Origin of the sequence: Streptomyces sp. NPDC006925 (assembly GCF_042869575.1) — a bacterium.
In the GTDB taxonomy this organism is placed as follows: Bacteria; Actinomycetota; Actinomycetes; order Streptomycetales; family Streptomycetaceae; genus Streptomyces.
Window position 1 is genome coordinate 486,040 of record NZ_JBIAGB010000003.1, and the last position, 21,592, is coordinate 507,631.

Annotated in this window: 19 protein-coding genes; 11 read left to right on the forward strand and 8 right to left on the reverse strand. The window is 71.3% G+C overall.

What is annotated here, in order from left to right; genetic code table 11:
• Positions 1-70: 70 nt before the first annotated feature.
• The 5 genes from ACFYNS_RS07225 to ACFYNS_RS07245 all read right to left on the reverse strand — a co-directional run bounded on the left by ACFYNS_RS07225 (position 71) and on the right by ACFYNS_RS07245 (position 5,409).
• Complete coding sequence (locus ACFYNS_RS07225; protein ID WP_388601359.1) at positions 71-1,243, reverse strand: acyl-CoA dehydrogenase family protein; 1,173 nt, start codon at positions 1,241-1,243, stop codon at positions 71-73.
• 63 nt (positions 1,244-1,306) lie between these two features.
• The gene (locus ACFYNS_RS07230; RefSeq protein WP_388601361.1) at positions 1,307-3,379 is read right to left on the reverse strand and encodes an acetate--CoA ligase family protein; all 2,073 of its coding nucleotides are present in this window, start codon (positions 3,377-3,379) and stop codon (positions 1,307-1,309) included.
• 1 nt (position 3,380) lies between these two features.
• Entirely contained in the window at positions 3,381-3,572 is a 192-nt protein-coding gene (locus tag ACFYNS_RS07235) for a ferredoxin (protein ID WP_360290476.1), read from the reverse strand.
• A 23-nt stretch (positions 3,573-3,595) separates the two neighbouring features.
• Positions 3,596-4,966, reverse strand: coding sequence for an NADH-ubiquinone oxidoreductase-F iron-sulfur binding region domain-containing protein (locus tag ACFYNS_RS07240; protein ID WP_360290474.1), 1,371 nt, complete (start codon positions 4,964-4,966; stop codon positions 3,596-3,598).
• Positions 4,963-5,409: a hypothetical protein gene (locus ACFYNS_RS07245; protein WP_360290472.1), complete on the reverse strand. Its 447-nt coding sequence runs from the start codon at positions 5,407-5,409 to the stop codon at positions 4,963-4,965. The genes ACFYNS_RS07240 and ACFYNS_RS07245 overlap by 4 nt, the downstream gene beginning before the upstream one ends.
• A 372-nt stretch (positions 5,410-5,781) precedes the next feature.
• On the opposite strand from ACFYNS_RS07245, the gene ACFYNS_RS07250 reads away from it, so the two are divergent.
• From ACFYNS_RS07250 to ACFYNS_RS07280, 7 genes are all read left to right on the forward strand, one after another.
• Positions 5,782-7,005 (forward strand): aromatic ring-hydroxylating dioxygenase subunit alpha, encoded by a 1,224-nt coding sequence (locus ACFYNS_RS07250; protein ID WP_360290470.1) that lies wholly within the window; start codon positions 5,782-5,784, stop codon positions 7,003-7,005.
• A 287-nt stretch (positions 7,006-7,292) separates the two neighbouring features.
• Positions 7,293-8,459, forward strand: a complete 1,167-nt coding sequence (locus tag ACFYNS_RS07255) for a spermidine/putrescine ABC transporter substrate-binding protein (protein ID WP_360290468.1) — start codon at positions 7,293-7,295, stop codon at positions 8,457-8,459.
• A 4-nt stretch (positions 8,460-8,463) separates the two neighbouring features.
• Complete coding sequence (locus tag ACFYNS_RS07260) at positions 8,464-9,459, forward strand: ABC transporter permease (RefSeq protein WP_360290466.1); 996 nt, start codon at positions 8,464-8,466, stop codon at positions 9,457-9,459.
• Positions 9,456-10,304: an ABC transporter permease gene (locus ACFYNS_RS07265; RefSeq protein ID WP_360290464.1), complete on the forward strand. Its 849-nt coding sequence runs from the start codon at positions 9,456-9,458 to the stop codon at positions 10,302-10,304. Before ACFYNS_RS07260 ends, ACFYNS_RS07265 begins: the two co-directional genes overlap by 4 nt.
• Positions 10,305-10,384: 80 nt before the next feature.
• Positions 10,385-11,437 carry an ABC transporter ATP-binding protein gene (locus tag ACFYNS_RS07270; RefSeq protein ID WP_388601447.1) on the forward strand — a complete coding sequence of 351 codons (1,053 nt, stop codon included), beginning with the start codon at positions 10,385-10,387 and terminating at the stop codon, positions 11,435-11,437.
• Positions 11,438-11,497: 60 nt separating this feature from the next.
• Positions 11,498-12,844: a flavin monoamine oxidase family protein gene (locus ACFYNS_RS07275; protein WP_388601367.1), complete on the forward strand. Its 1,347-nt coding sequence runs from the start codon at positions 11,498-11,500 to the stop codon at positions 12,842-12,844.
• Positions 12,837-14,249, forward strand: a complete 1,413-nt coding sequence (locus tag ACFYNS_RS07280; RefSeq protein WP_360290458.1) for an aminobutyraldehyde dehydrogenase — start codon at positions 12,837-12,839, stop codon at positions 14,247-14,249. The genes ACFYNS_RS07275 and ACFYNS_RS07280 overlap by 8 nt, the downstream gene beginning before the upstream one ends.
• Before the next feature lie 141 nt (positions 14,250-14,390).
• On the opposite strand, the gene ACFYNS_RS07285 is transcribed toward ACFYNS_RS07280, so the two are convergent.
• Positions 14,391-15,200, reverse strand: coding sequence for an IclR family transcriptional regulator (locus ACFYNS_RS07285; RefSeq protein ID WP_360290456.1), 810 nt, complete (start codon positions 15,198-15,200; stop codon positions 14,391-14,393).
• 195 nt (positions 15,201-15,395) lie between these two features.
• Here ACFYNS_RS07285 and ACFYNS_RS07290 point away from each other — a divergent pair, with 195 nt between their 5' ends.
• From ACFYNS_RS07290 to ACFYNS_RS07305, 4 genes are read left to right on the forward strand one after another with little or no spacing between them, the layout of a single operon-like run.
• Positions 15,396-15,971, forward strand: coding sequence for a thioesterase family protein (locus ACFYNS_RS07290; RefSeq protein ID WP_360290454.1), 576 nt, complete (start codon positions 15,396-15,398; stop codon positions 15,969-15,971).
• Positions 15,972-15,982: 11 nt separating this feature from the next.
• The gene (locus ACFYNS_RS07295; RefSeq protein WP_388601370.1) at positions 15,983-17,158 is read left to right on the forward strand and encodes an acyl-CoA dehydrogenase family protein; all 1,176 of its coding nucleotides are present in this window, start codon (positions 15,983-15,985) and stop codon (positions 17,156-17,158) included.
• Positions 17,158-19,281: an acetate--CoA ligase family protein gene (locus ACFYNS_RS07300; protein WP_388601372.1), complete on the forward strand. Its 2,124-nt coding sequence runs from the start codon at positions 17,158-17,160 to the stop codon at positions 19,279-19,281. The genes ACFYNS_RS07295 and ACFYNS_RS07300 overlap by 1 nt, the downstream gene beginning before the upstream one ends.
• The gene (locus tag ACFYNS_RS07305) at positions 19,278-20,063 is read left to right on the forward strand and encodes an enoyl-CoA hydratase-related protein (protein ID WP_360290448.1); all 786 of its coding nucleotides are present in this window, start codon (positions 19,278-19,280) and stop codon (positions 20,061-20,063) included. Before ACFYNS_RS07300 ends, ACFYNS_RS07305 begins: the two co-directional genes overlap by 4 nt.
• 370 nt (positions 20,064-20,433) lie before the next feature.
• Here ACFYNS_RS07305 and ACFYNS_RS07310 read toward each other — a convergent pair whose 3' ends face one another.
• Positions 20,434-21,060: a hypothetical protein gene (locus tag ACFYNS_RS07310; protein ID WP_360290446.1), complete on the reverse strand. Its 627-nt coding sequence runs from the start codon at positions 21,058-21,060 to the stop codon at positions 20,434-20,436.
• Between the two features lie 249 nt (positions 21,061-21,309).
• On the reverse strand, positions 21,310-21,555 hold the full coding sequence (locus ACFYNS_RS07315; RefSeq protein ID WP_388601376.1) for a hypothetical protein: 246 nt from the start codon (positions 21,553-21,555) through the stop codon (positions 21,310-21,312).
• Positions 21,556-21,592 lie beyond the last annotated feature (37 nt).

Consider the following 21,592-nt stretch of genomic DNA (forward strand, 5'->3'; position numbering starts at 1 on the left):
GGGGGCCGGAGGGGCCGGGACGGATCAGCCGGAGCCGGACGCGGCGGGAGGGGAAGAGGGGATCCGGAGGTCAGTGCAGGGGCAGGGCGAGGGCCCGGGTGCCGCGCTTGATCAGCTCGTTGGCGATGATCAGGCGCTGGATCTCCGAGGTGCCCTCCCAGATCCGGTCGACGCGGACCTCCCGGTAGAGGCGCTCGACCGGGTAGGAGCGGTCGTAGCCGCGCCCGCCGAAGATCTGCAGACAGCGGTCGACGACCCGGCCGGCCGCCTCGCTCGCCGCCAGCTTGGCCGTCGACGCTTTGGCGTGCAGGGTCTTGCGGTCGGTCTCCGGCTGGTCCGCCTCCCAGGCGACCTGGTGGGTGTAGGCGCGGTTGACGGCGATGTCCACGGCGCAGTCCGCCAGCATGCCCTGGATCAGCTGGAAGTCGGCGATCCGGGAACCGAACTGCCGCCGCTCCACCGCCCAGTCACGGGCCAGCTCCAGGGCACGCTCGGCCGCACCCGTCGTCCGGGCGGCGATCATGAGCCGCTCGTCGGTGAACCACTCCTTGGTGAGTTCGTAGCCGTTGCCGACCCCGCCGAGCACGTCCTCGTCGGCGACGAAGACGTCCTGGAAGACGAACTCGGGGTGGCCGTTGACCGCGGAGTGCATGAAGCGCGGGACGCGGGACATCCGCACGCCGGGCGCCTGCTTGTCGACGAAGAACAGCGTGGGCTGCCGGTCAGGTCCCGCGTCGGCCTGCACCAGCAGGAAGTCCGCGACATCCCCACAGGTGACGAACCACTTCTCGCCGTTGAGCAGCCAGCCTCCCGGCACCGGGTCCGCGGTGCTGGTGCCGGAGCCGGCGTCCGATCCGGCGCCGGGCTCGGTGACGGCGAACGCGTCGAAGCGTTCGCCGCGGATGACGGGCAGCAGGTACTTCTCGCGCTGCGCTTCGGTGCCGTACGCCAGGACGTTGGCGGGCCGCCAGGGGATGTCCCACAGGCAGTTGGTGACCTTGCCGAACTCCTCCTCGACGATGACCTGGTCGAGCAGGCTGAGCCCGGCGCCGCCCCATTCGACAGGCATGTTGATCGCGAACACACCGGCGTCGACGGCCTCGCGGGTCAGGGTGCGGACGGTTTCGGCCGGCAGCGGGCCGTCGGCTTCCTCCGACTCGTTCTCGTAGCTCATGAGCCGCTGGGAGTAGGCGGCGGCGCGGGCCTTGAGTTCGGCCTGCTCGGGGGTGTAGCGGAAGTCCATGGGGATCCTTCCAAGCGGTGGGTGACTCGGGCCGTGGGGTGGGCGGATGGCGGGGTCGGCCGGTCAGGCCAGGACAGCGCGGGCATCCAGGGCGAGGGCGCCGTCGGGCCGGACGAGGAGGGGATTGACCTCGAGTTCGGCGATCTCGGGGTGTGCGGCGGCGACTTCGGTGATGCGGGCGACGGCCTCGGCGGCCGCGGTCAGCTCGACTGCGGGCCGGCCCCGGGCGCCCGCGAGCAGCCCGGCGGTGCGCAGCCCGCGCAGCAGCCGCTCGGCCCGCGTCGGCGGGACGGGGGCCAGCGCGAACGCGACGTCGTGCAGGGTCTCGGTGAGGATGCCGCCGAGACCGACCATGGCGACGGGACCGAAGCGGGGGTCCCGGTTGACGCCGACAATCAGTTCGACCCCGTCGCTGAGGTCGGCCATGGCCTCGACCGAGTAGGCGGGGGCACCCAGCCGGGTGTGCATCTCGCGGTACGCGGCCAGCAGCGCGGCCCGGTCGGGCAGCCGCAGCGCGACACCGCCCGCGTCGGACTTGTGCAGCAGATGCAGCGCCTTGAGGACGTACGGACCCTCGAACTCGGCTGCCGCGGAGAGCAGTTCCGCCTCGTCGGTGACCTGGCGGGCCGCGGGGAACCGCAGCCCGGCGGCGCCGAGAAGCGCCCGTAGGGAGTGGTAGCCGGGGTCCCTCACCTCCGCGGAGGGCGGCGGCAGCGGGGGGATGCCGGCCGGTCCCGCGGGGTCGTCGACAGTGAGCGCGGCCAGGGCGCGGGCGGCGTCCTCGGTGGCGCCGAAGACGGGGATGCCGGCGTCGGCAAGTATCCGGCAGCTGGGCGAGGCGGGGTACATGGACTGGACGACCAGGGGCTTGGGCCGCCCGGCGTGCGCGCGGACGATCTCCCAGGCGGCGCGGACCTCACCCTCGGCCAGGTCCGCGCCGCCGTCCCCGAGGCCTCCCTCCGAGGCCGCGTAGCCGCCGAAGTATCCGGTCAGCAGCACCGTGTCGACCTCGTCGGTGGTGAGCAGGGCGTCGACCGTGGTGGCGTAGGAGCCGGGGTCCTGCTCGCCCACGCCCGCCAGGTCGACAGGGTTGCCGACGGCCGACTGCTGCCAGAGCACCCCGCGCAGCCGGGCCTGGGCGGCCTCGCCGAGCTCGGGGACGTCGAGTCCGGCGGCCTCGGCCGCGTCGGCGGCGATCGCGCCATGGCCGCCGCCGTCGGTGAAGATCGCGGTGCGCCGCCCGGGCCGGCGTTCCTGGATGCCGAGAGCGGCCAGCACGGTGGCCATCTCCCGGGGGGTGGCGACCAGATGGACTCCGGCGTCGCGGCAGGCGGCGGCCACCACGTCGGCCGAGGTGGTCAGGGCGCCGGTGTGGGACTGTGCGCTGCGTGCGGACGCGGTGCCGCGCCCGGCGGTCAGCAGCACGACGGGCTTCCCGGCCGTGGCGGCGGCCTCGGCGAAGGCCCGTCCGTCGCCGAAGTCCTCGGCGTAGACGGCGATGGCGGATGTGCCCTCGTGCCGTGCGCAGTCGTCGACGAGATCGACGAGGGTGACGTCGGCCTGGTTGCCGAGGGAGACGAACCTCGAGAAACCCGAGCCGTGCGGGGCGAGCCGGAGCTGGAGTTCGAGGGCGAGGTTGCCGCTCTGGCTCAGCAGGGCGATGCCGCCGGGGGCGAAGGTGCCGGAGGCGAGATGCAGCGCGGTCGTGTTGTCGGCGATGCCGAGGCAGTTGGGGCCGACGAGGACCGCTCCGGCGTCCCGGACGCGGGCGGTGATCGCGTGCTGCCGTTCGAGGCCGGCGGCGCCCGTCTCGGCGAAGCCCGCGGTGATGGCCACCAGCGCGCGGGCCCCACCGGCCAGCGCGTCGTCGACAGCCGCCTCGAACCCCTCGCCGGGGACGGAGAGCACGACGAGGTCGACCGGTTCACCGATCGCGGCGACGCTGGGGGACGTGGTCCGGCCCAGCACGGTGCCACCGCGCCGGTTGACGAGGTGCACAGGTCGGCGTCCGGGGGCGCGGAGCGCCTGTGCGGCGATCGCGTGCCCGTACTTGGCGGGATCGTCGCTGGCACCGACCACCGCGACGGACGCGGGGTCGAAGAGCGGGGTCAGGTTCCGGCCGGGCGTGCTGGCCATGTCACTTCTCCAGCCTGAGCGCGGAGTTGGGGCAGCTGTCGGCGCAGTCCCGTGCGGCGGTCTCCTCGCCGGGCGGGATGTCCGCGGCGACGACGGACGCATAGCCCCACTCGTCGAGGGCGATCAGGCCGGGGGCGTGCTCCTGGCACAGCCCGTAGCCCTGGCACCGGGTGGAGTCCAGCAGGAGTTTCATCGGGGTCCTTTCGACTGCCCGTCTCACGGGCGGGGCGCGGGTGCGGCCGTGCGGACGGGTACGGACGGGAGGGTGTCCGGCACCTCGGGCACGGGGACGGTGAGGCGGTGGGCGGCGGAGAGGGGCGCGCCCGGCGGTTCTGCGGCAGCGGCGCAGCGGGCGCACGGCGCGGCCAGGTGGGCGTCGACGAGTGCGGGGAAGGCGCGCAACAGGCTGCCCGCGGTTCCGGCGGCGGCGTCCAGGAGGCCGCAGGCGCCGCGGCCGGGCAGTCCGGTGGACCAGCGGCCCAGCGCGGTTCGGACGTCTTCCGCCGCGCTGCCGTCGGCCAGCTGCCGCAGGGCGTCGCGGACCGATCCGGAACCGGCGACGCACACGCCGCACTGCTGGGCGCTCTCGGCTGCGAGGTAGGCGGCCGCGCGGGCGGCGGCGGTCACGGGGCAGTCGTGCGGGCCGAGGAAGCGGACGGCGCCGCAGCCGAGGGCGGTGTCCGCTGCGGCGAGACGGGCGGGGTCGATCGGCAGGCCGAACGAGCGCTCCGCGACGAGTCCGCCGAACAGCCCGCCCATGAGCGCGGCCTGGGCGTCCGTGCTGCCCTGGGCGCGCGCCAGCTCCCGCAGGGTGGTGGCGTAGGGGGCCTCGGTGAGCAGCGGCGCTGCGCCGGGCCCGGAGAGGGTCATCAGGGTGCTGCGGGCGATCCGGTGGCTGAGGTCGGGGCGGGCGGCGACGAGCGCGATGCGGGCGAGGGTCTCGACGTTGGCGACGAGGGTGGGCTCGTCGCCGACGCCCTGCTGGAAGGGCCGGGGCGGTTTGGCCAGCGGGAGGGCGGGGCCGCCGTCGATGCGGCGGACCGCCGCGCTCTCCTCTCCTGCGACGTAGGTGTGCTCGGTCTGCACGACGTCGACGGACAGGGGTGGCGGATGCTCCGCGAGGGCCTGCCGGACCCGGTGGGCCGCGGTCGGATCGGCGAGGTAGACGTATCCGCGCCGGGCTCCGGTGACGGCGGCGGCCCGGGCGAGGCCGTCGAGGACGAGGTGCGGGCGGGCGCGCAGCAGCCAGCGGTCCTTGACGGAGCCGGGCTCGCCCTCCTCGCCGTTGGCGACGACGACGGGCGCGCCACCGGCGTCGCGTACGGCGGCCAGTTTGGTGGCGGTGGGGAACCCCGCTCCGCCCCGTCCGCGCAGCCCGGCATCGTCGAGGTGCTGGAGCAGCGCGCCGGGGGTGAGTGCGGTGCCGTATCCGCCGTGTGCGAGGTACGTCTGAACGCTCTCCAGCCGGTCGGGACGCGCTCCGAGAACGGTGCCGGCCGTGCGGCCGCCCTCGGGTCCGGGGGATGCGGGAGACGTCAGGGACCGGATGAGGGTCCGTTCTGCCCTGCGGGCTCGCGTCGTGGTCATGCGTGCCCTCCGGGGCGTGTGGCGGCGTCGTGGGGACGTGCCGTGTCTTCGGCCCCGTCGGCTCCACCGGAACCGGGGCTCGCGGCGTGCAGGATGCGGAGCGCGGACTCCAGGGCGTGGCGCTGGCGGGCCGTGCGGGCGTAGGCGCTGCCGGGGAGACCGATGAGCATCCGGTGGTGGTCGAGGATCACCTCGGCGGCCAGCCGGGCCGCGCGGCGGTCGCCGGGGCGGGTGCCGTTCGCGACGTGGGTCACCAGGTCGGCGACCTCGTCCAGGTACCGCAGCCAGCTGCGTTCGCTGCCGCGCAGGATCAGCTGCTGCACGCGGCGCTGCTCGGCGGCGGAGCCCGTCGGTGGACTGCGCAGGGCCGCCACGTTCGAGGGCAGTTCCCGTTCCGGCTCGGGTGTCAGGCCGAGCCAGACCAGACTCCGACGACCGCTCATGCGTGCCTCCGGGGAGAGGTGTGCGGACCCGGCCGGTGCCGGGAGGTGACCTGGTGGGTGCCGTGGCCCCCGGGTGGGGGTCGGGGCCACGGCTGTGCCGGGCGGCCCGGGAGGTGCCGGGGGCGCCTCGGGCACCGTCGAGGGGCAAGAGGTGACGGGGGTGAGGGGAGAAGCAGCGGGTGCCGTGTCGCGGGCGGGCCGGACGCGAACCGTCCGGAACGGCCGCGGTCCGGGATCCGGGACTCGTCGCGGCGACAACCAGACGCTAACTAACTGATTAGTCAGTTCGCAACCCTTGACACCGCACGACCGGCTCCGCAGGCTGACTAACCATTCAGTCAGCAATCGACCCTCTCACTCTGGAGTCAGCTGATGCACGCGAAATCCCCGGCCACCCCCGCGTCCACGGGCCCGCCCGGCACCGAGCCGCCGGCGCCCGCGTCGCCCACGGCCCCCGACTCCGCCCCGCCCCACCCCGGTGCGGCCCTCGCCGCCCGCTACTACACGGACCCGGGCGTCGCCGAGGCCGAGAGCCGGCACATCTTCGCCAAGTCCTGGCAACTGGTCTGCCACGAGTCGGACCTGCCCGGCCCGGGCGCCCGGCTCACCGCCACCGCAGCCGGGCGCGAGGTGCTCGTCGTCCGCACCGAGGACGGCAGCCTGGCGGCCCACCTCAACGTCTGCCGGCACCGCGGCACCCGGCTGGTCTCCGCACCCGAACCGGACGGCAAGGCCATCCGCTGCCCGTACCACGGCTGGACCTACAAGCTCGACGGCCGTCTCGTCGGCGCGCCGGAGGCCCGGCAGATCCCGTGCCTGGACAAACCGAAGCTGGGGCTCTTCCCGGTCCGCGTCGAGTCGTTCCTCGGCTTCGTCTTCGTCAATCACGACCCCGATGCCGTCCCGCTCGCCGAGCAGTGCGCCGGGCTCGCCGAGGCCGTCGGGCGCTACGCCGGGACGGACCTGGTGCCGGTGGGCCGCGACCGGATCCACGACCTCGACGGCGCCGAGGTCCAGCACGCCAACTGGAAGGTCGCCGTCGACAACTATCTGGAGGGCTACCACGTACCCGTGGCCCACCCCGGACTGATGCGGCTGCTGGACTACCAGGGCTACACCTGCGAGACCGACGGGCCCTACGCGCTCTTCGCCTCTCCCCTGCGCGACAAGCCCTCGTCGAACTGGCCCGAGCGCCTCTACCAGCGCCTCGCCACCCCCATGCCCGGTCTGACGGAGGCCGACCGCCGGATATGGCGGTACGCGGTCATCTATCCGAATACGCTCATCGACTTCTACCCCGACCTTGTGATTGCCTGGACCGCGATCCCGACGGGCGTCGACCGCGTCGCCGTCCCGGGCGCGTTCTACACCCGCGCCGGCACCTCGCTGCGTACCCGCATCGCGCGGCGGCTCAACATCCACATCGGCTGGATCACCAACGACGAGGATGCCGAGCTTGTGGCACGCGTACAGAAAGGACTCACCACCCCAGGGTTCGAGCCCGGCCCGCTGTCCCGGCGCGAGTCGGCGGTCGGCTGGTTCGCCGACCGGATCCGGGCGGATCTCGCGGCGGTCCCGGACGACGAGACGGCCTGAGCCGGCCGCGAACGCACGCGAGGGAGCCGGATCGGCACACGCACTGCCGCACCCGCACCGGTCTCCCCGCCGCACCCCCTTCGGATCCCTGGCCGCCCCTCCGCGTCCCGCTCGCGCGGCACCCACCCCGCGGCACAGGGTTCAGAGCACCCGCAACGGCACCGCACCCCCGGCGCCACACCCCCTCGGGCCCCGTCTTCCGAGTCCCACCCGGTCGGCGCGCGCCACGTGTACACACCCGATCAGTGTCCGTTCCCCCCGTACGGACCGCATGGAGAGGACCACCGATGTCCCCCGAGGCGCTCTCCCCATCCACCTGGATGTCCCGCCACCTGTCCCGCCGATCCCTCCTGCGCACCGGTTCCGCCGCCGCGGTCGGACTCGGGCTCGGCACGGCCGCATCCGGGTGCGGGTTCGATTCCGGAGGCTCCGCCTCCCAGAAGACCGACGACGAGCCCATCGAAATGAAGATCGACGGCGATCTCGTGTACTTCAACTGGGCCGACTTCATCGATCCGGCGGTCTTCGCCGGGTTCGAGAAGGAGTACGACGTGAAGGTCGTGCAGTCGAACTTCGACTCGATGGAAGGCATGGTCGCCAAGCTCAACGCCGGCAACAAGTACGACATCATCTTCCCGACCGCGAAGTGGGCCGAGCGGCTCGTCCAGGGCAACCGGTTGCGCCGCATCGATCACTCTCAGCTCCGCAACGCCGATGCCATCTTCGGCCACTACGACTACTTCACCGATCCCTGGTACGACCAGGGATCGCGGCACACTGTGCCGTTCACCATGTACAAGACCGGCATCGGCTGGCGGAAGGACAAGATCGGCGACGATCTGTCCGGGTCCTGGGACGACCTGTGGCTGTCGCGCGCCAAGGGCCGCGTCTTCGTGCTCGACGACCGGGACGAGGTGCTGGGCATGGCCGCGCTCAAGCGTGGCCTCGACGTCTCCACCTCCGACTCGGACGACCTCAGCGAGATCACCGCCACTCTGCGCTCGCTCCGCCCGCACCTGCGGGGCTTCTCCAGTAACAGCTACAACAACCTGCTCACCGGCAACGCGGCCATGACCCAGGCCTGGAGCGGTGACATGGCCGCCATGCTGAACGAGGCCAAGGACCCGTCGAAGTTCGGATTCGAGATCGCGAAGGAAGGGGCGCCCCTCAACTCCGACTGTTACGCCATTCCCTCCAACGCTCCCCACCCCGGTACGGCAATGCTCTTCATCGACTACCTGCTCCGGCCCGAGAACGTCCGCAAGAACATCGAATACATCGGATACCCGATGCCGGTCAAGGGTTCGGAGGACACCTACTCCGCGCTGGTCGAGCCCTTCCCCTCCTGTGTCGTCTCCACCGACGAACTCAAGGACGACCTGTACTTCCACAACGGCGACAAGCAGGCCGAACGTGCCCGCGACGCCGCCTGGACACGTGTGAAAGCCAGCTGACGCCATGGCCATGCAGAACACCACCGAGCCGGCACATCCCGGGCTCGACGAAAAGAGCGGACGCCTCCCCGAGAACGGTGCGGCCGACACAGCCGGCGGGCCCCGTGGGGACCGCTCCCCCGGGCGACCCGCGCGGAGCGGCCCCTCCGCAAGGGGCAACCGGCTGTGGACCGTGCTGATGCTGCCGGGCACGCTGTGGATGACCGCGTTCCTCATCGGCTCCCTGGTCCTGGTCGCCACCCTGGCGCTCGGCACCACCGACGCGCTCGGCAACCCGCGCTTCGGCTTCCGGCCCGAGAACTTCTCGGCGCTGGCCGAACCCGCATATCTGGAGGTGATGCTGCGGTCCCTCGGCTACGCGCTGCTGACCTGTGTGATCTGCCTGCTGATCGCGTATCCCGTCGCCTACACCATCGCGCTGCACGGCGGGCGCTTCAAGACACTGCTGATCGCACTGATCGTCGTACCGTTCTTCGCCAACTACCTGGTGCGCATGTACGGCTGGTCGGTGGTCCTCTCGGACGACGGGCCGCTGCTGCAAGGGCTGCGCGCGATCGGGCTGGCGAGCGACGGCACCAAGATCCTCCAGACCGGCACCAGCGTGGTGGCCGGGCTCGTCTACGGCTTCATCGTCTTCATGATCATTCCGCTGTACGCCGCGCTGGAACGTATGGACGTCGCCCTGATCGAAGCCGGGCGCGACCTGTACGGAGGCCCGCTGCGGACGTTCTTCCACGTCACCCTGCCCGCCACGAGACAGGGCGCGGCCGCCGGCTGTGTCCTGGTCTTCCTGCCCGCCATAGGCGACTTCGTCAGCGCTCAGCTGCTGGGAGGCCCCGACCAGATCATGATCGGCAATCTGATCCAGGACAAGTTCTTCCAGGGCCAGAACTGGCCGCTCGGCTCGGCGCTGACCATGCTGCTGCTGGCCGTGCTCTTCCTCGGCATGCTGGGATACCTGCGGCGCGCCCGCAAGGACGAGGCGGAGGCGATCCGATGACGACACCCTCCGCCGCCGCCCGCCCCGCCCGCCGCGGCACCGACCGCAAGCCCCGGTTCGCGCTCGCCGTCACCGTCGCGTTCTTCGCGCTGCTGTATCTGCCCATCGGCGTGGTGGTGCTCTACTCGTTCAACTCCCAGAAGTCGCTGACGGTCTTCAAGGACTTCAGTCTCCGCTGGTACCGGGAGTTCTTCCACGACCAGCTATTGATCGACTCGCTGGGCATGAGCCTGCAGGTGGCCCTGGTGGCGATGGTGGGCTCGCTGGTCCTGGGCGTGACGCTCGCCCTCGGCCTGGTCCGCTGCCGCAACCGGCTCGGCTCCCTCGCCGGGCTGATCATGCTGGTGCCACTGGTCACTCCGGAGATCGTCACCGGCGTGGCGGCGATGCTGCTCTTCAAGGGCATGCAGATCCCGCTCTCCACCGGCACGGTGATGCTGGCCGAGATCACCTTCTCCATCTCGTATGTGACGGTCATCCTGCGCTCCCGGATCGCGGCGCTGAATCCGGAGGTGGAGGAGGCCGCGATGGATCTGGGCGCGACGCGCTGGCAGGCGCTGCGGCTGGTCACCCTGCCCGCGCTGCTGCCGAGCATCCTGGCATCCGCGGTGCTGATCTTCGCGCTGGTCTTCGACGACTTCGTCCTCGCCTACTTCACCACCGGCGTCGACCCCCAGCCGCTGCCGGTGCGGATCTACTCGGCCATCCGCTTCGGGGTGCAGCCGACCATCAACGCCGTCGGCACGCTGATGCTCGTCGGGTCGATCGCCCTCATCGCCCTCGCGCTGTTCATCCCGCGCCTGTTCGGCCGCCGCGGCGGCCTCGATCTCCTCTCCGGGAAGTGACACCCGTGACCACCACCGCCACCACCACGAACACCACGAACACCACGAACACCACGAACGCCACGGGCCCGCCGCCCGCCGTGCGACTCGACAGCGTCTCCAAGAGCTACGGCTCCTCCTACGCCGTCCAGGACCTGTGCCTGGACATCGCCCCGGGCGAGTTCTTCTCGCTGCTCGGCCCCTCCGGCTGCGGCAAGACCACCTCGCTGCGCATGATCGGCGGGTTCACCGATCCCACCGACGGGACGATCCTGCTGGACGGCGCGGACGTCACCGCTCTGCCGCCGAACAAGCGGGACGTCAACACCGTCTTCCAGAGCTACGCCCTCTTCGACCATCTGTCGGTGCGCGACAACGTGGCCTTCGGCCTCAAGCGCAAGGGAGTGGCCCGCACCGAGATCCGCGAGCGGGTCGCCACGATGCTGGAGCGCGTACAGCTGGCAGAGCTCGCCGACCGCAGACCGACCACCCTCTCCGGGGGCCAGCGCCAGCGCGTTGCGCTGGCCCGTGCGTTGGTCAACCGGCCCCAGGTGCTGCTGCTCGACGAGCCGTTGGCGGCGCTGGACCTCAAGCTGCGCCGCCAGATGCAGGTCGAACTCAAGCAGATCCAGCGGGAGATCGGCATCACGTTCGTCTTCGTCACCCACGACCAGGACGAGGCGCTGACCATGTCGGACCGGACAGCCGTGCTGAACGAGGGACACCTGCAGCAGTGCGGCACTCCCGAGGACGTCTACGAGCGGCCCGCGAACAGCTTCGTCGCCTCCTTCATGGGCACGTCCAACCTGGTGCCCGGCACCTACCGGTCCGGCGCCGTGGTCATGGACCAGGGCCCCGAGCTGCCGGTCGGCCCCCGCGAAGGCATCGCCGAGGACAGCCGGGTGAGTCTTTCGATCCGGCCGGAGAAGATCTGGCTGTCGGACCTCGCTCCCGGCATGGCGCGGGTGAACGGCGTGGTCCGGGCGACCGTGTACTCGGGCCCGACCACCACCTATCTGATCGAACTGGCGCCCGGGGTCACGGTGTCGGTGCTGGAGCAGAACACCGACCGCTCGCGGATGGAGGACCGCTGGAGCGGGGGCGAGCACGTGGAGGTCGGCTGGTTTCCGGAGCACTGCCTGGTCCTCGAATGACTCGAATGACCGGACAGTGGCCCCGGGCCGAACGCGGACCGATACGAAGGAATGCTTCCCATGCACCATGACGTGATCGTTCTCGGCGCCGGGCTCGCCGGTCTCGCGGCGGCGCGGGACCTCGCAGCGGGCGGGGCCGACGTGCTGGTCGTCGAGGCCCGGGAGCGGGTCGGCGGCCGGGTCGAACAGACCACGCTCCCGGACGGCCGGCTCGTCCAGCTCGGCGGCGAGGTCGTCGGCCGTGCCCACACCGCCTATCTGACCCTGGCCGGCGAACTGGGGCTCACTCTGGTCCCCAGCTACGTGGCCGAGCCCGGTCTCCTCGCCCGGGCCACGCCCGAAGGGGTCTCGGCCGGAGACCCGCCGCACTGGTTCGGTACCGGGGACGACGCCTGCCACCGGCGCGTCTCCGAGGCGTTCGCCGACCTCGCCCGCACCGTCCACCCCGGCGACCCGTGGAGCCATCCGCACGCCCAGGCCCTCGACCGGATCTCCGTGGCCGACTGGCTGCGGTCCGCCGGCGCCTCGCCGGGCGTCGTACGGCTGTGGGAGATCGGCCAACTGGCACTGGCCGACGGCTCGTACGAGCGCACCTCGCTGCTGGCGGCGCTGCGCAAGCACGCGGCCGTACCGCCGCGCGCTGCCGTGCCGGGAGAGGGAGCCGAGCACGTCGAACACTACGACTACGAGGAATGGGAGGGGCTGCGGGTCGCGGAGGGTTCGGCGACCGTGGCCCTGCGCATGGCCGACGAGCTGGGCGCGCGGGTGCGGACCGGCGCACCGGTCGAAGCGGTCGCCGTCGATCCCGGCGGCTGCGCGGTCCGCCTCACCGGGGGCGAGACGGTGACCGCCGGGGCCGTGGTCAGCGCACTGCCCGCGGGACCGCTGCGGTCCGTCGAGATCACCGGGGTCTCGGACGGGCGGCTCGCCTCGCTGCACCGCCAGCGACACGCCGTGGCGGCCAAGTTCGTCGCCGCCTACGACAAGCCCTTCTGGCGTGCCTCGGGCCGCAGCGGGCTCTCCGAGTGCGAAGGCGTGCTCGGCAGCACCTGGCCGCAGAGCGAAGGCGTGCTCTCCTGCCTCGTCCCGCCCGAGCGGTACGGGGTGCTGCTGGGCATGCCCGAGGGAGAGGGCGAACGGGAGCTGCTGGCCGAGATCGCCCGCCTCTACGGCGACGACGCACACCGCCCGGTCGGCACCTGGACCCGGATGTGGGGCACCGACCCGTGGACCCAGGGCTATGTCACGCAGTGGACGCCCGGCGACGTGACAGCCGTCGGGCCGCTGCACGGCACCCATGAACCACCCTTCTTCGTCTGCGGTTCGGACCAGTGGGTCGCCGGTTACATGGAGGGCGCGGTCCGGACGGGACGCGCCGCCGCCAAGGAGGTGCTGCGCCGTGGCTGAGCAACCGGCCCCCGTCCCGTACAACCACATCGGCGGCGCGGAGCTGCCCGCGGCCTCGGGCGCGACCATGCCGCTGACCGACCCCGCCACCGGCGTCCCGGACCGCACGGCGCCGCTGTCCGGCCGGGCGGAGGCCGATGCCGCCTGCGCGGCGGCGGAGGCGGCCTACGAGCACTGGTCGGTGACCACGCCCGCCGCACGGGCGGACGCGCTGCTGCGGATCGCCGACACGCTGGAGGCGCACACGGACGAACTGGTGGCGGCGGAGGTCGCGGACACCGGTAAGCCCGCCGAGCTGTTCCGGGCCGACGAACTCCCCGCGGTCCTCGACACCTTCCGGTTCTTCGCCGGTGCGGCCCGGAACCTGCCCGGTGCCGCCGCGGCGGAATACGTCGAGGGGCACACCTCGCTGCAGCGGCGGGAACCGGTCGGCGTCTGCGCCCAGATCACCCCCTGGAACTACCCGCTGATGATGGCGGCCTGGAAGGTGGCACCGGCCCTGGCCGCAGGCAACACCAGCGTGCTCAAACCGGCGGACTCCACGCCCACCTCGGCCGGGCTGCTGGCCCGCTGCGCCGCCGGGCATCTGCCGCCCGGCGTGCTGAACGTGGTGTGCGGGGACCGTGACACCGGCCGGGCGCTGGTGGCCCACCCGGCGACCCGGCTGGTCGCGGTGACCGGCAGCGTGCGAGCGGGGCGCGAGATCGCCGCCGCTGCGGCGAGCGACCTCAAGCGCGTACACCTGGAGTTGGGCGGCAACGCACCGGTCGTCGTCCACCAGGATGCCGATGTGGAGTGGACGGCCGCCCAGCTGGCCGCCGTCGCGTACTACAACGCGGGGCAGGACTGCACGGCGCCGACCCGGCTGCTGGTGCACGCGGAGCTTCACGACGCGTTCGTCGAGGCGTTCGCCGCCCACGCTTCGGCGCTGCGGCCCGGCAGCGACTTCGGGCCGCTCGCAGGAGCCGGTCAGCTCGCTGTGGTGGAGGGCCTCCTGCAGCGGCTGCCGGGGCACGCGAAGGTGCTGGTGGGCGGCGCGGCCCGGGAAGGGGCCGGTTACTACCACGAGGCCACCGTGGTCTGCGGGGTGCGGCAGGACGACGAGATCGTGCGGGAGGAGATCTTCGGCCCGGTGGTGACCGTGCAGCCCTTCACGGACGAACAGGAGGCCCTGCGGCTGGCGAACGACACCCGGTACGGTCTGGCGGCGAGTGTCTGGACGAGCGACCACGCCCGCGCCATGCGGGCCACCCGGGCGCTGCGCGCGGGCATCGTCTGGGTGAACACCCACGGGACGACGGTCTCGGAGATGCCGCACGGCGGGGTGAAGCACTCCGGTTACGGCAGCGATCTGTCGATGGCCGGACTGCTGGACTACACCCAGGTCAAGCACGTCATGCTCTGAGCAGCGGACCGGGCAGCGCCTTCCGTGGCCCTCGCGTGGTGTCCGGCCGCACAGCCACGCCTCAGGACAGCACACGCGCCGAGTCGTTCCTCACCACCTCAGGAGGGAACCTCCCTGCGGCCGTCCCCGGCCCGGCGGTGGCTAGACCTCCGGCGTCAGGCGTGCACGGATCTCGCGCGCCGCCTGTCGGGCCTGGGAACCGAGTTCCGCGAAGCGGGACTCGGGGACGCGGTCCCGCGGGCCCCAGACGCTGACGACGGCCACGGGGTGGTCACCCGCGTCGAGTACGGGGGCGGCGACCCCGTAGAGCTCGGGTTCGAGTTCGCCGACGCTGACGCTGTAACCGCGGGCGCGGACCTGGGCGAGTTCGGCGTGCAGAGCCGGCCGGTCGGTGCGGGTGGTGTCGGTGTACTCGGCCAGCGGGCCGGAGAGCATGGCGTCCACCTCGCCGCTCGTCTGCCAGGCCAGCAGTGCCTTGCCGGCCGAGGTCGCGTGGATCGGGACCTGTCGGCCGAGCCAGCGCGCGCTGAGCACCGCGGGCGGCACCACCTCGTCGACGTAGGTGAGGCCGAGGCGGCGGGCGACGGCGAGGTTGGCCGTCTCCCCGGTGTTCCGGCACAGCCGCTCCAGCACGTCGTGCGAGCGGCGGATCAGCCCTTCCACGCCCGCGGTGGAGGCCAGTCGGCTGACCGCGGAACCGATGGTGTACCGGTTGCCCACCGGGTCGCGCTCGACCAGTGCGTGATGTTCCAGGGTGGCCAGCAGCCGCCAGGCGGTGGCCCGGTTCAGGCCGCACTCGGCGGCGAGTTCCGCGGCGGGGCGGCCTTCGGGGGCGCCTGCCGAGACGGCGTTGAGCAGTGCGATCGCCCGTTCCAGCGCCTGTACGCGCCCTCCGCCCGGCCGTGTCCCGCCCCGCTCCTCCAAGGCGTCCGGGGCGTGCGCCGCGTCCATTGCCGATGCCTCCCGCTCTCGTCGTCCGCTCGGGGAAGCGTAGCCGCCCGTCATCCCCTGGCCTCCGCGGGCTCCGCCGCCCGCCAGGGGCGGTCGCTCCCCTTGACGCGTCGGAAGCCGCTCTCGTAGCGTCGCACAATGTGAGCAGGCGACGCACATTGTGCGACGCGAGTCGAGCAGCCCGCAGGGGAACGGATGGCAGAGAATCCGGCACGCGTGGTCACCCCGTACGAGGGGACCGGCCACCGGCCATGGAAGGACACGGCGCCCGTACCGGCGCCACTCGATCTGCACAGCACTCCGGTACTGCCGGAGTGGGTGGACTACAACGGGCACATGAGCGAGTCGTGCTACTTGCGCGTCCTCGGCGACAACTCCGACGCGTTCTTCCGCTACCTGGGTATCGACGAGGAGTACCGGGCGCAGGGGAGGTCCCTCTACACGGTCGAGACGCATCTGCACAACAAACGCGAGGCCACCGAGGGGGCACCGCTCCGGCTCACGCTGCGGCTGCTCGACCACGACACCAAGCGGCTGCACCTCTTCCACGAGATGTGGCACGGCGCCGACGGCACCCTGCTCGCCGCAGCCGAACAGATGCTGCTGCACGTGGACACGGCACAGGGGCGTGCCTGCCGGCTCTCCGATGAGCTGCTGGGCCGACTCGACACGATCCAGGCGGCGCACGACGTACTGCCCGTGCCCGAGCTGGTCGGAAAACCCATCGGCATACCCGGTGGCCGGGGCCGGACCGGCCACCGGGCCAGGTGAGGAAGGAAGACATGGAGTTCGAGCTCACCGACGAGCAACGCATGATCGTGGAGACGGTCGGCAAATTCGTGAGAACGGAACTGGACCCGCACGCGGACGAGGTCGAGAAGCTCGACGACGTGCCGCCGGAGCTGGCCCGCAGCATCCGTGAGAAGGCGATCGCCGCCGGGCTGTACGCGGCGAACATGCCCGAGGAGATCGGTGGCGGCGGCCTCGACGCCGTCAGCATCACCCTTGTCGAGCGGGAACTGGGCAAGACCGGTTTCGCCCTCCAGATGCTCGTCGCCCGCCCCAGCAACATCCTCCGAGCATGCGAGGGCGAGCAGCGCGACCGCTACCTCCTGCCCACCGTCCGAGGTGAGCGGCACGACTGCCTCGCGATGACCGAGCCGGGCGCCGGCTCGGACGTGCGCTCGATGCGGACCCGGGCCGTTCGCGAACGCGGCAGCGACGGCGACGACATCTACGTACTGAACGGCACCAAGCACTTCATCTCGCACGCCGACATGGCCGACTTCGCCCTCGTCTTCGCGGCCACCGGCACCGAGGAGACCGAGCGCGGCACCAGGAACCTCATCACCGCCTTCCTGGTGGACCTCGACGCACCCGGCGTCGAGGTGCGGCGCGGCTCGCAGTGCGTCTCGCACCGCGGCTACCACCAGTGCGAACTGACCTTCACCGACGTCCGGCTGCCGGCCGGGCAGCGGCTGGGCGAGGAGGGGGGCGGCTTCGCGCTGATGGGGGAATGGCTCGGCGCCAGCCGACTCCAGGTCGCCGCCACCAGCATCGGCCGCGCCCGGCGTGTTCTCGACCTCGCTCTGGAGTGGGCCGCCGAACGCGAACAGTTCGCGCAGCCCATCGGCCGCTTCCAGGGCGTCAGCTTCCCCCTCGCCGACATGGCCACCGAGCTGGAGGCCGCCGAACTGCTGACCCTGCGCGCCGCCTGGAAACAGGACCAGGGCACCATGACCGACCGCGACGCGGCCATGGCCAAGCTGTACGCCTCGGAGGCGCTGGGCCGCATCACCGACCAGGCGCTCCAGACCTTCGGCGGCATGGGACTCATGGCCGAGCTGCCCATCGAACGCTACTGGCGCGACGCCCGCGTCGAGCGCATCTGGGACGGCACCAGCGAAATCCAGCGGCACATCATCTCCCGCTCCCTGCTGCGTCCACTGGGCGCCTGATGGCAGCGGGCGCCCACTCCCTCGGCCGCCTGCTCAACCCCCGCCACATCGCCGTCTACGGGGGCGCGTCGGCCGCAGCGGCCGTACGCCGGTGTCGTGCCCTCGGCTTCGCTGGCGAGCTGTGGCCCGTGCACCCGCGGCGGGACCACATCGAGGGTCTGCCCTGCCACCGCAGTACGACCGAGCTCCCCGCGGCGCCGGACGCCGCGTACCTCGCCGTACCCGCGGAGGCCACGGTGGAGATCCTCGCGGAACTCGCCGGGCGCGGCGCGGGCGGCGCCGTGTGCCATGCCTCCGGGTTCGCCGAGGACGGGCCCCGCGGCGCCGCACTGGAGGACGCCCTGCGGGCCGCCGCCGGCGAGATGCCGGTGATCGGCCCGAACTGCCTCGGCGTCCTCAACTACCTCGACGGCACCGCGCTCTGGGCCGACCAGCACGGCGGCGTCCGGACCGGAAACGGTGTCGCCGTCATCACCCAGAGCGGCAACATCGGGCAGAACATCACCATGCAGCGCCGAGCCCTTCCCCTCGCCTACCTGATCAACGCGGGAAACGGGGCCGTCACCGGGGTACCCGAACTGATCGAGGCGCTGCTGGACGACCCCCGGGTGACTGCCATCGGGCTGCATCTGGAAGGGATCGCCGACCCAGACGGGTTCGCCCGCGCGGCGCTGGCCGCCCTGCGACGCGGTGTGCCTGTCGTGGCGCTGAAGACCGGCAGCTCCGAGCTGGGTGCGCAGACCGCCATGAGCCACACCAGTTCCCTCGCCGGGTCGGACGTCCTGTGCGAGGCCCTGTTCCGGCGCACCGGCGTCGCACGCGTGGCGGAGGTCGGCACCTTCGTGGAAACGCTGAAGCTGCTGCACGTCCACGGTCCGCTCAGCGGACCCCCGGACCCGGCGGGGCGGACCCGGATCACCTCGGCCAGCTGCTCGGGCGGCGAGGCGGCCCTGCTGGCAGACACCGCTCAGCTGCACGGGGTCGAGCTCCCACCGCTTCCGGAACGGTCGGCCGCGCGGTTGCGCCACGTGCTGGGCGACAAGGTGAGCGTACGCAACCCGCTCGACTACCACACCTACATCTGGGGGGACTTCCACGCTCAGCTGGAATGCTTCACCGCCCTGCTCGAAGCGGGCTGCGACATGAACGCGCTGCTGCTCGACCTCCCTCGCGCCGACCTGTGCGAGGACGAGGCCTGGAGCACCGCACTGGATGCCTTCGTGGCGGCGCACCGGCGTACCGGGGCCCCGGCGTGCGTCGTCGGTACGCTGCCCGAGGGGGTGCCGGAGCCAGTCGGCCGACGGCTGCTGTCGGAAGGTATCGCCCCCCTCCAGGGCCTGGCGGACGGTGTACGGGCCATCGCCGCGGCCGGTCGCATCGGTGCCGCCCGACGCACGGCGGACCGGGCGCTGCCGCCGCACGGCGGGCGGGCCGGCCGACCCGCCCGCAAGGAGGAGATGCTCGACGAGCATGCCGGGAAGCGGGAGCTGGCCGACCACGGACTGTCCGTCCCGGACAGCGCCGTGGCCCGGCCCGGCGAGGCGGCACAGGCCGCACGCACGCTGGGTTTCCCCGTCGTCGCCAAGGCTCTCGCCGCCGGGACGGCGCACAAGAGCGAGGTGGGCGGAGTACGGCTGGGGCTCGCCGACGAGAAGGCGGTGGAGGAGGCCGTCTCGGCGATGACCGGGCTCGCCGACCAGTTCCTGATCGAGCGGATGGTGCCGGACGCCGTCGCCGAACTCCTGGTCGGCGTGCACCACGACCCCGCCTTCGGCCCTGCGCTCACCCTGGGGGCCGGCGGAGTACTGGTGGAACTGGTCCGCGACACCGCCACGTCGCTGCTGCCCACGACCGTGACGGAGATCGAGGACGCGCTGTCCTCGCTGCGGATATGGCCGCTGCTGCGCGGGTTCCGCGGCCGTCCGGCCGGTGACGTACGTGCTGCGGTCGCCGCCGTTCAGGCCGTCTGCGCCTATGTGGAAGACCACCCCGAGGTCACCGAACTCGATGTCAACCCGCTGCTCGTACTGCCCGAGGGGCGGGGCGCGGTCGCCGCGGACGTGGTGCTCAGGCGTGTCGCGCCGCACCGGAACAACGGGAACGACGAAGAGGAGTCGCCATGACCCCCGTACGGCTGGACGCACACGACGGCGTACTGGTGATCACGCTGGACCGGCCCAAGGCAAACGCCGTGGACGCCGCCACCAGCCAGGCCCTGTACGAAGGCTTCGACCGGCTGCGCAGGGACCGGACCCTGCGCGCCGCCGTGGTCACCGGCGCCGGGGACCGGTTCTTCTGCGCAGGCTGGGATCTCAAGGCGGCGGCCGGGGGCGAGGCCGTCGACGCCGACCACGGGCCCGGCGGATTCGCAGGACTGACGGAGCTGTTCGAACTGGACAAGCCGGTGATCGCCGCGGTGAACGGGCTCGCCCTGGGCGGGGGCTTCGAACTCGCGCTCGCCGCCGATCTCATCGTCGCCGACGCGCACGCCGAGTTCGCGCTGCCCGAGGTGAAGCTCGGCCTGATCGCGGACTCCGGCGGCGTCCTGCGACTGCCGCGCAGGCTCCCGCGCGCCGTGGCGACGGAGCTGCTGCTGACCGGTCGCCGGCTGGGGGCGGAGGAGGCGGCCGGCTGGGGGCTGGTGAACGAGGTCGCCGAACGGCCGGACACCGCCCTGGAGCGGGCCCTCGCCCTGGCGCACACCCTGCGGGAGGGTGCGCCGCTGGCGGTGGCGGCCGTGAAGGAGGTACTGCGCGTGACGGAGCATCTCAGCGTCGAGGACGCCTATACCCGGATGCGCCACACCCACCTGCCCCGGTACCGGGCCATGCTGAACTCCGACGACGCCCTGGAGGGTCCCCGCGCCTTCGCGGAGAAGCGGTCCCCGCACTGGACCGGTGCGTGAGCGCGACGGCCGACCGCACCACGCCTCGCCGCGCCCGGGTGGCGTAGTGCTGCGGCCTCGGCCGAGAGGCTGCCGAGCCCGGTCCTCGCCGATCCGCCGCCCCCGGGAAGCTCGGGCGGCGGCTCCACCATGAGCCCGGCCGACAGACATGCTGGCCCAGGCGCGCCTCGGCCAGCACAATTGCGAGCACCCACAGAGTGAGCACACGCTGCACGTTGTACCAGTTCTCGATTCATTCGGAGATCGCGGAGTGGGCGAATGTTCCGGTCAGCCGCGGCTGCGTGCCGATCAGGTCATTGCCCCAGCATTGCCCCGTCCGTCCCGACGGACAGACGGAGTCTCAACTGCTCTGCGAGAGCAACGAGTTCGCCTATGGCTGCCTCGGGGCACCGTAGTTCGCGGTCAGAGTTGCGGCGTATTCTTGCGGTACGGCCCAATTAGCAAATGTCGGCGGAAGGTAAGCCTCCAGCGCCTCCGCAACACCCAAAAAGGGACCAAAGCGCGTACACCAGTCATTTCGGATGGCCGCATCAGGGAAGCCTTGAAAAACCGCCACCTCAGGGTCCCTTTCACCCCAGCATCCCCATTTCCCAGATGGACCGGTCAAAGCTATGACGTTCGCTGAAATCGCCAGTGACCCCATGATGTCGCCGTCGGGTTCGTGACCGATAGCCGCCCAGTATTCATTTTTGTCAGCTTCGACGGGCAGTGAGACTGCCGGGTACATCCGGTAGTCAGAAAGATAGAAGGTCTCACACGCAGGCTCAAGGACTACTAGCTCGACTCGCGTATCACCGTGCCACTGCGCCATTGCGCTGAGCGCTGGCCAGAATTCCGGGGCGAGGACTACGTCAAACTCGCAGAAAAGGGACTCTTCATTGTCCCGCCTGAACACCTTTTCAGGCAATCTGACGTCAAGTTCAAATGTAGCTGCAATGCGAGAGCGGACCTTCCGGTAATCTTCGCAATCTTTGACGATCCAGTCGCCCCCTGCCATCAATCTTCTCCTGACTTAATTTCCATGTCTGGCTTCTTGGGTCCTGGAGCATAGTAGTCCGCGGCCCATCCCTGGTGAGTATTTGATTACCCTCGGAGGAAATACCTTGCCCCACCCTTCCTGTCTATACGATTGGAGCCCTTTTGGATATGCGCCCATCCATTGGATTCGAGGCTTGTGCCGACGAGGACCTCTCGAACGAGAGGGCACGGATTCTCCACTTACCCATTCTGATAACTGCAGAATTTGTCACTCAAGATAGTTCAGGCTGCCTGATGCCCCCTGGAGAGCTTCACGCATACCCTGAACATCACAGTAAGGTGGGCCGCACCCCGGGCGGAAAAATGACAGCGGCTCAGCAAGCTCCTCAAACGCGCGGGACTCCGGGAAATTCTCCACCAGGACCCCCTCGATACGATTGATCAAAGAAATCGATTGATCCTCACCTGATAGAAATTCATCAACGAGGGAAAGAAGCTCCGCCTTAGCATTCACGGGGTATCGAATTCCTTTGGAATAATGGCGGTTACAA

Excerpts from the sequence above, each read along its gene's own strand:
- ACFYNS_RS07295 (WP_388601370.1), top strand. The coding sequence starts at position 15,983 with ATGGAGTTCGAGCTCACCGACGAGCAACGCATGATCGTGGAGACGGTC.
- ACFYNS_RS07225 (WP_388601359.1), bottom strand. The coding sequence starts at position 1,243 with ATGGACTTCCGCTACACCCCCGAGCAGGCCGAACTCAAGGCCCGCGCC.
- ACFYNS_RS07245 (WP_360290472.1), bottom strand. The coding sequence starts at position 5,409 with ATGAGCGGTCGTCGGAGTCTGGTCTGGCTCGGCCTGACACCCGAGCCG.
- ACFYNS_RS07305 (WP_360290448.1), top strand. The coding sequence starts at position 19,278 with ATGACCCCCGTACGGCTGGACGCACACGACGGCGTACTGGTGATCACG.
- ACFYNS_RS07275 (WP_388601367.1), top strand. The coding sequence starts at position 11,498 with ATGCACCATGACGTGATCGTTCTCGGCGCCGGGCTCGCCGGTCTCGCG.
- ACFYNS_RS07265 (WP_360290464.1), top strand. The coding sequence starts at position 9,456 with ATGACGACACCCTCCGCCGCCGCCCGCCCCGCCCGCCGCGGCACCGAC.
- ACFYNS_RS07235 (WP_360290476.1), bottom strand. The coding sequence starts at position 3,572 with ATGAAACTCCTGCTGGACTCCACCCGGTGCCAGGGCTACGGGCTGTGC.
- ACFYNS_RS07230 (WP_388601361.1), bottom strand. The coding sequence starts at position 3,379 with ATGGCCAGCACGCCCGGCCGGAACCTGACCCCGCTCTTCGACCCCGCG.
- ACFYNS_RS07255 (WP_360290468.1), top strand. The coding sequence starts at position 7,293 with ATGTCCCCCGAGGCGCTCTCCCCATCCACCTGGATGTCCCGCCACCTG.
- ACFYNS_RS07290 (WP_360290454.1), top strand. The coding sequence starts at position 15,396 with ATGGCAGAGAATCCGGCACGCGTGGTCACCCCGTACGAGGGGACCGGC.
- ACFYNS_RS07240 (WP_360290474.1), bottom strand. The coding sequence starts at position 4,966 with ATGACCACGACGCGAGCCCGCAGGGCAGAACGGACCCTCATCCGGTCC.
- ACFYNS_RS07260 (WP_360290466.1), top strand. The coding sequence starts at position 8,464 with ATGGCCATGCAGAACACCACCGAGCCGGCACATCCCGGGCTCGACGAA.
- ACFYNS_RS07310 (WP_360290446.1), bottom strand. The coding sequence starts at position 21,060 with ATGGCAGGGGGCGACTGGATCGTCAAAGATTGCGAAGATTACCGGAAG.
- ACFYNS_RS07250 (WP_360290470.1), top strand. The coding sequence starts at position 5,782 with ATGCACGCGAAATCCCCGGCCACCCCCGCGTCCACGGGCCCGCCCGGC.
- ACFYNS_RS07300 (WP_388601372.1), top strand. The coding sequence starts at position 17,158 with ATGGCAGCGGGCGCCCACTCCCTCGGCCGCCTGCTCAACCCCCGCCAC.
- ACFYNS_RS07285 (WP_360290456.1), bottom strand. The coding sequence starts at position 15,200 with ATGGACGCGGCGCACGCCCCGGACGCCTTGGAGGAGCGGGGCGGGACA.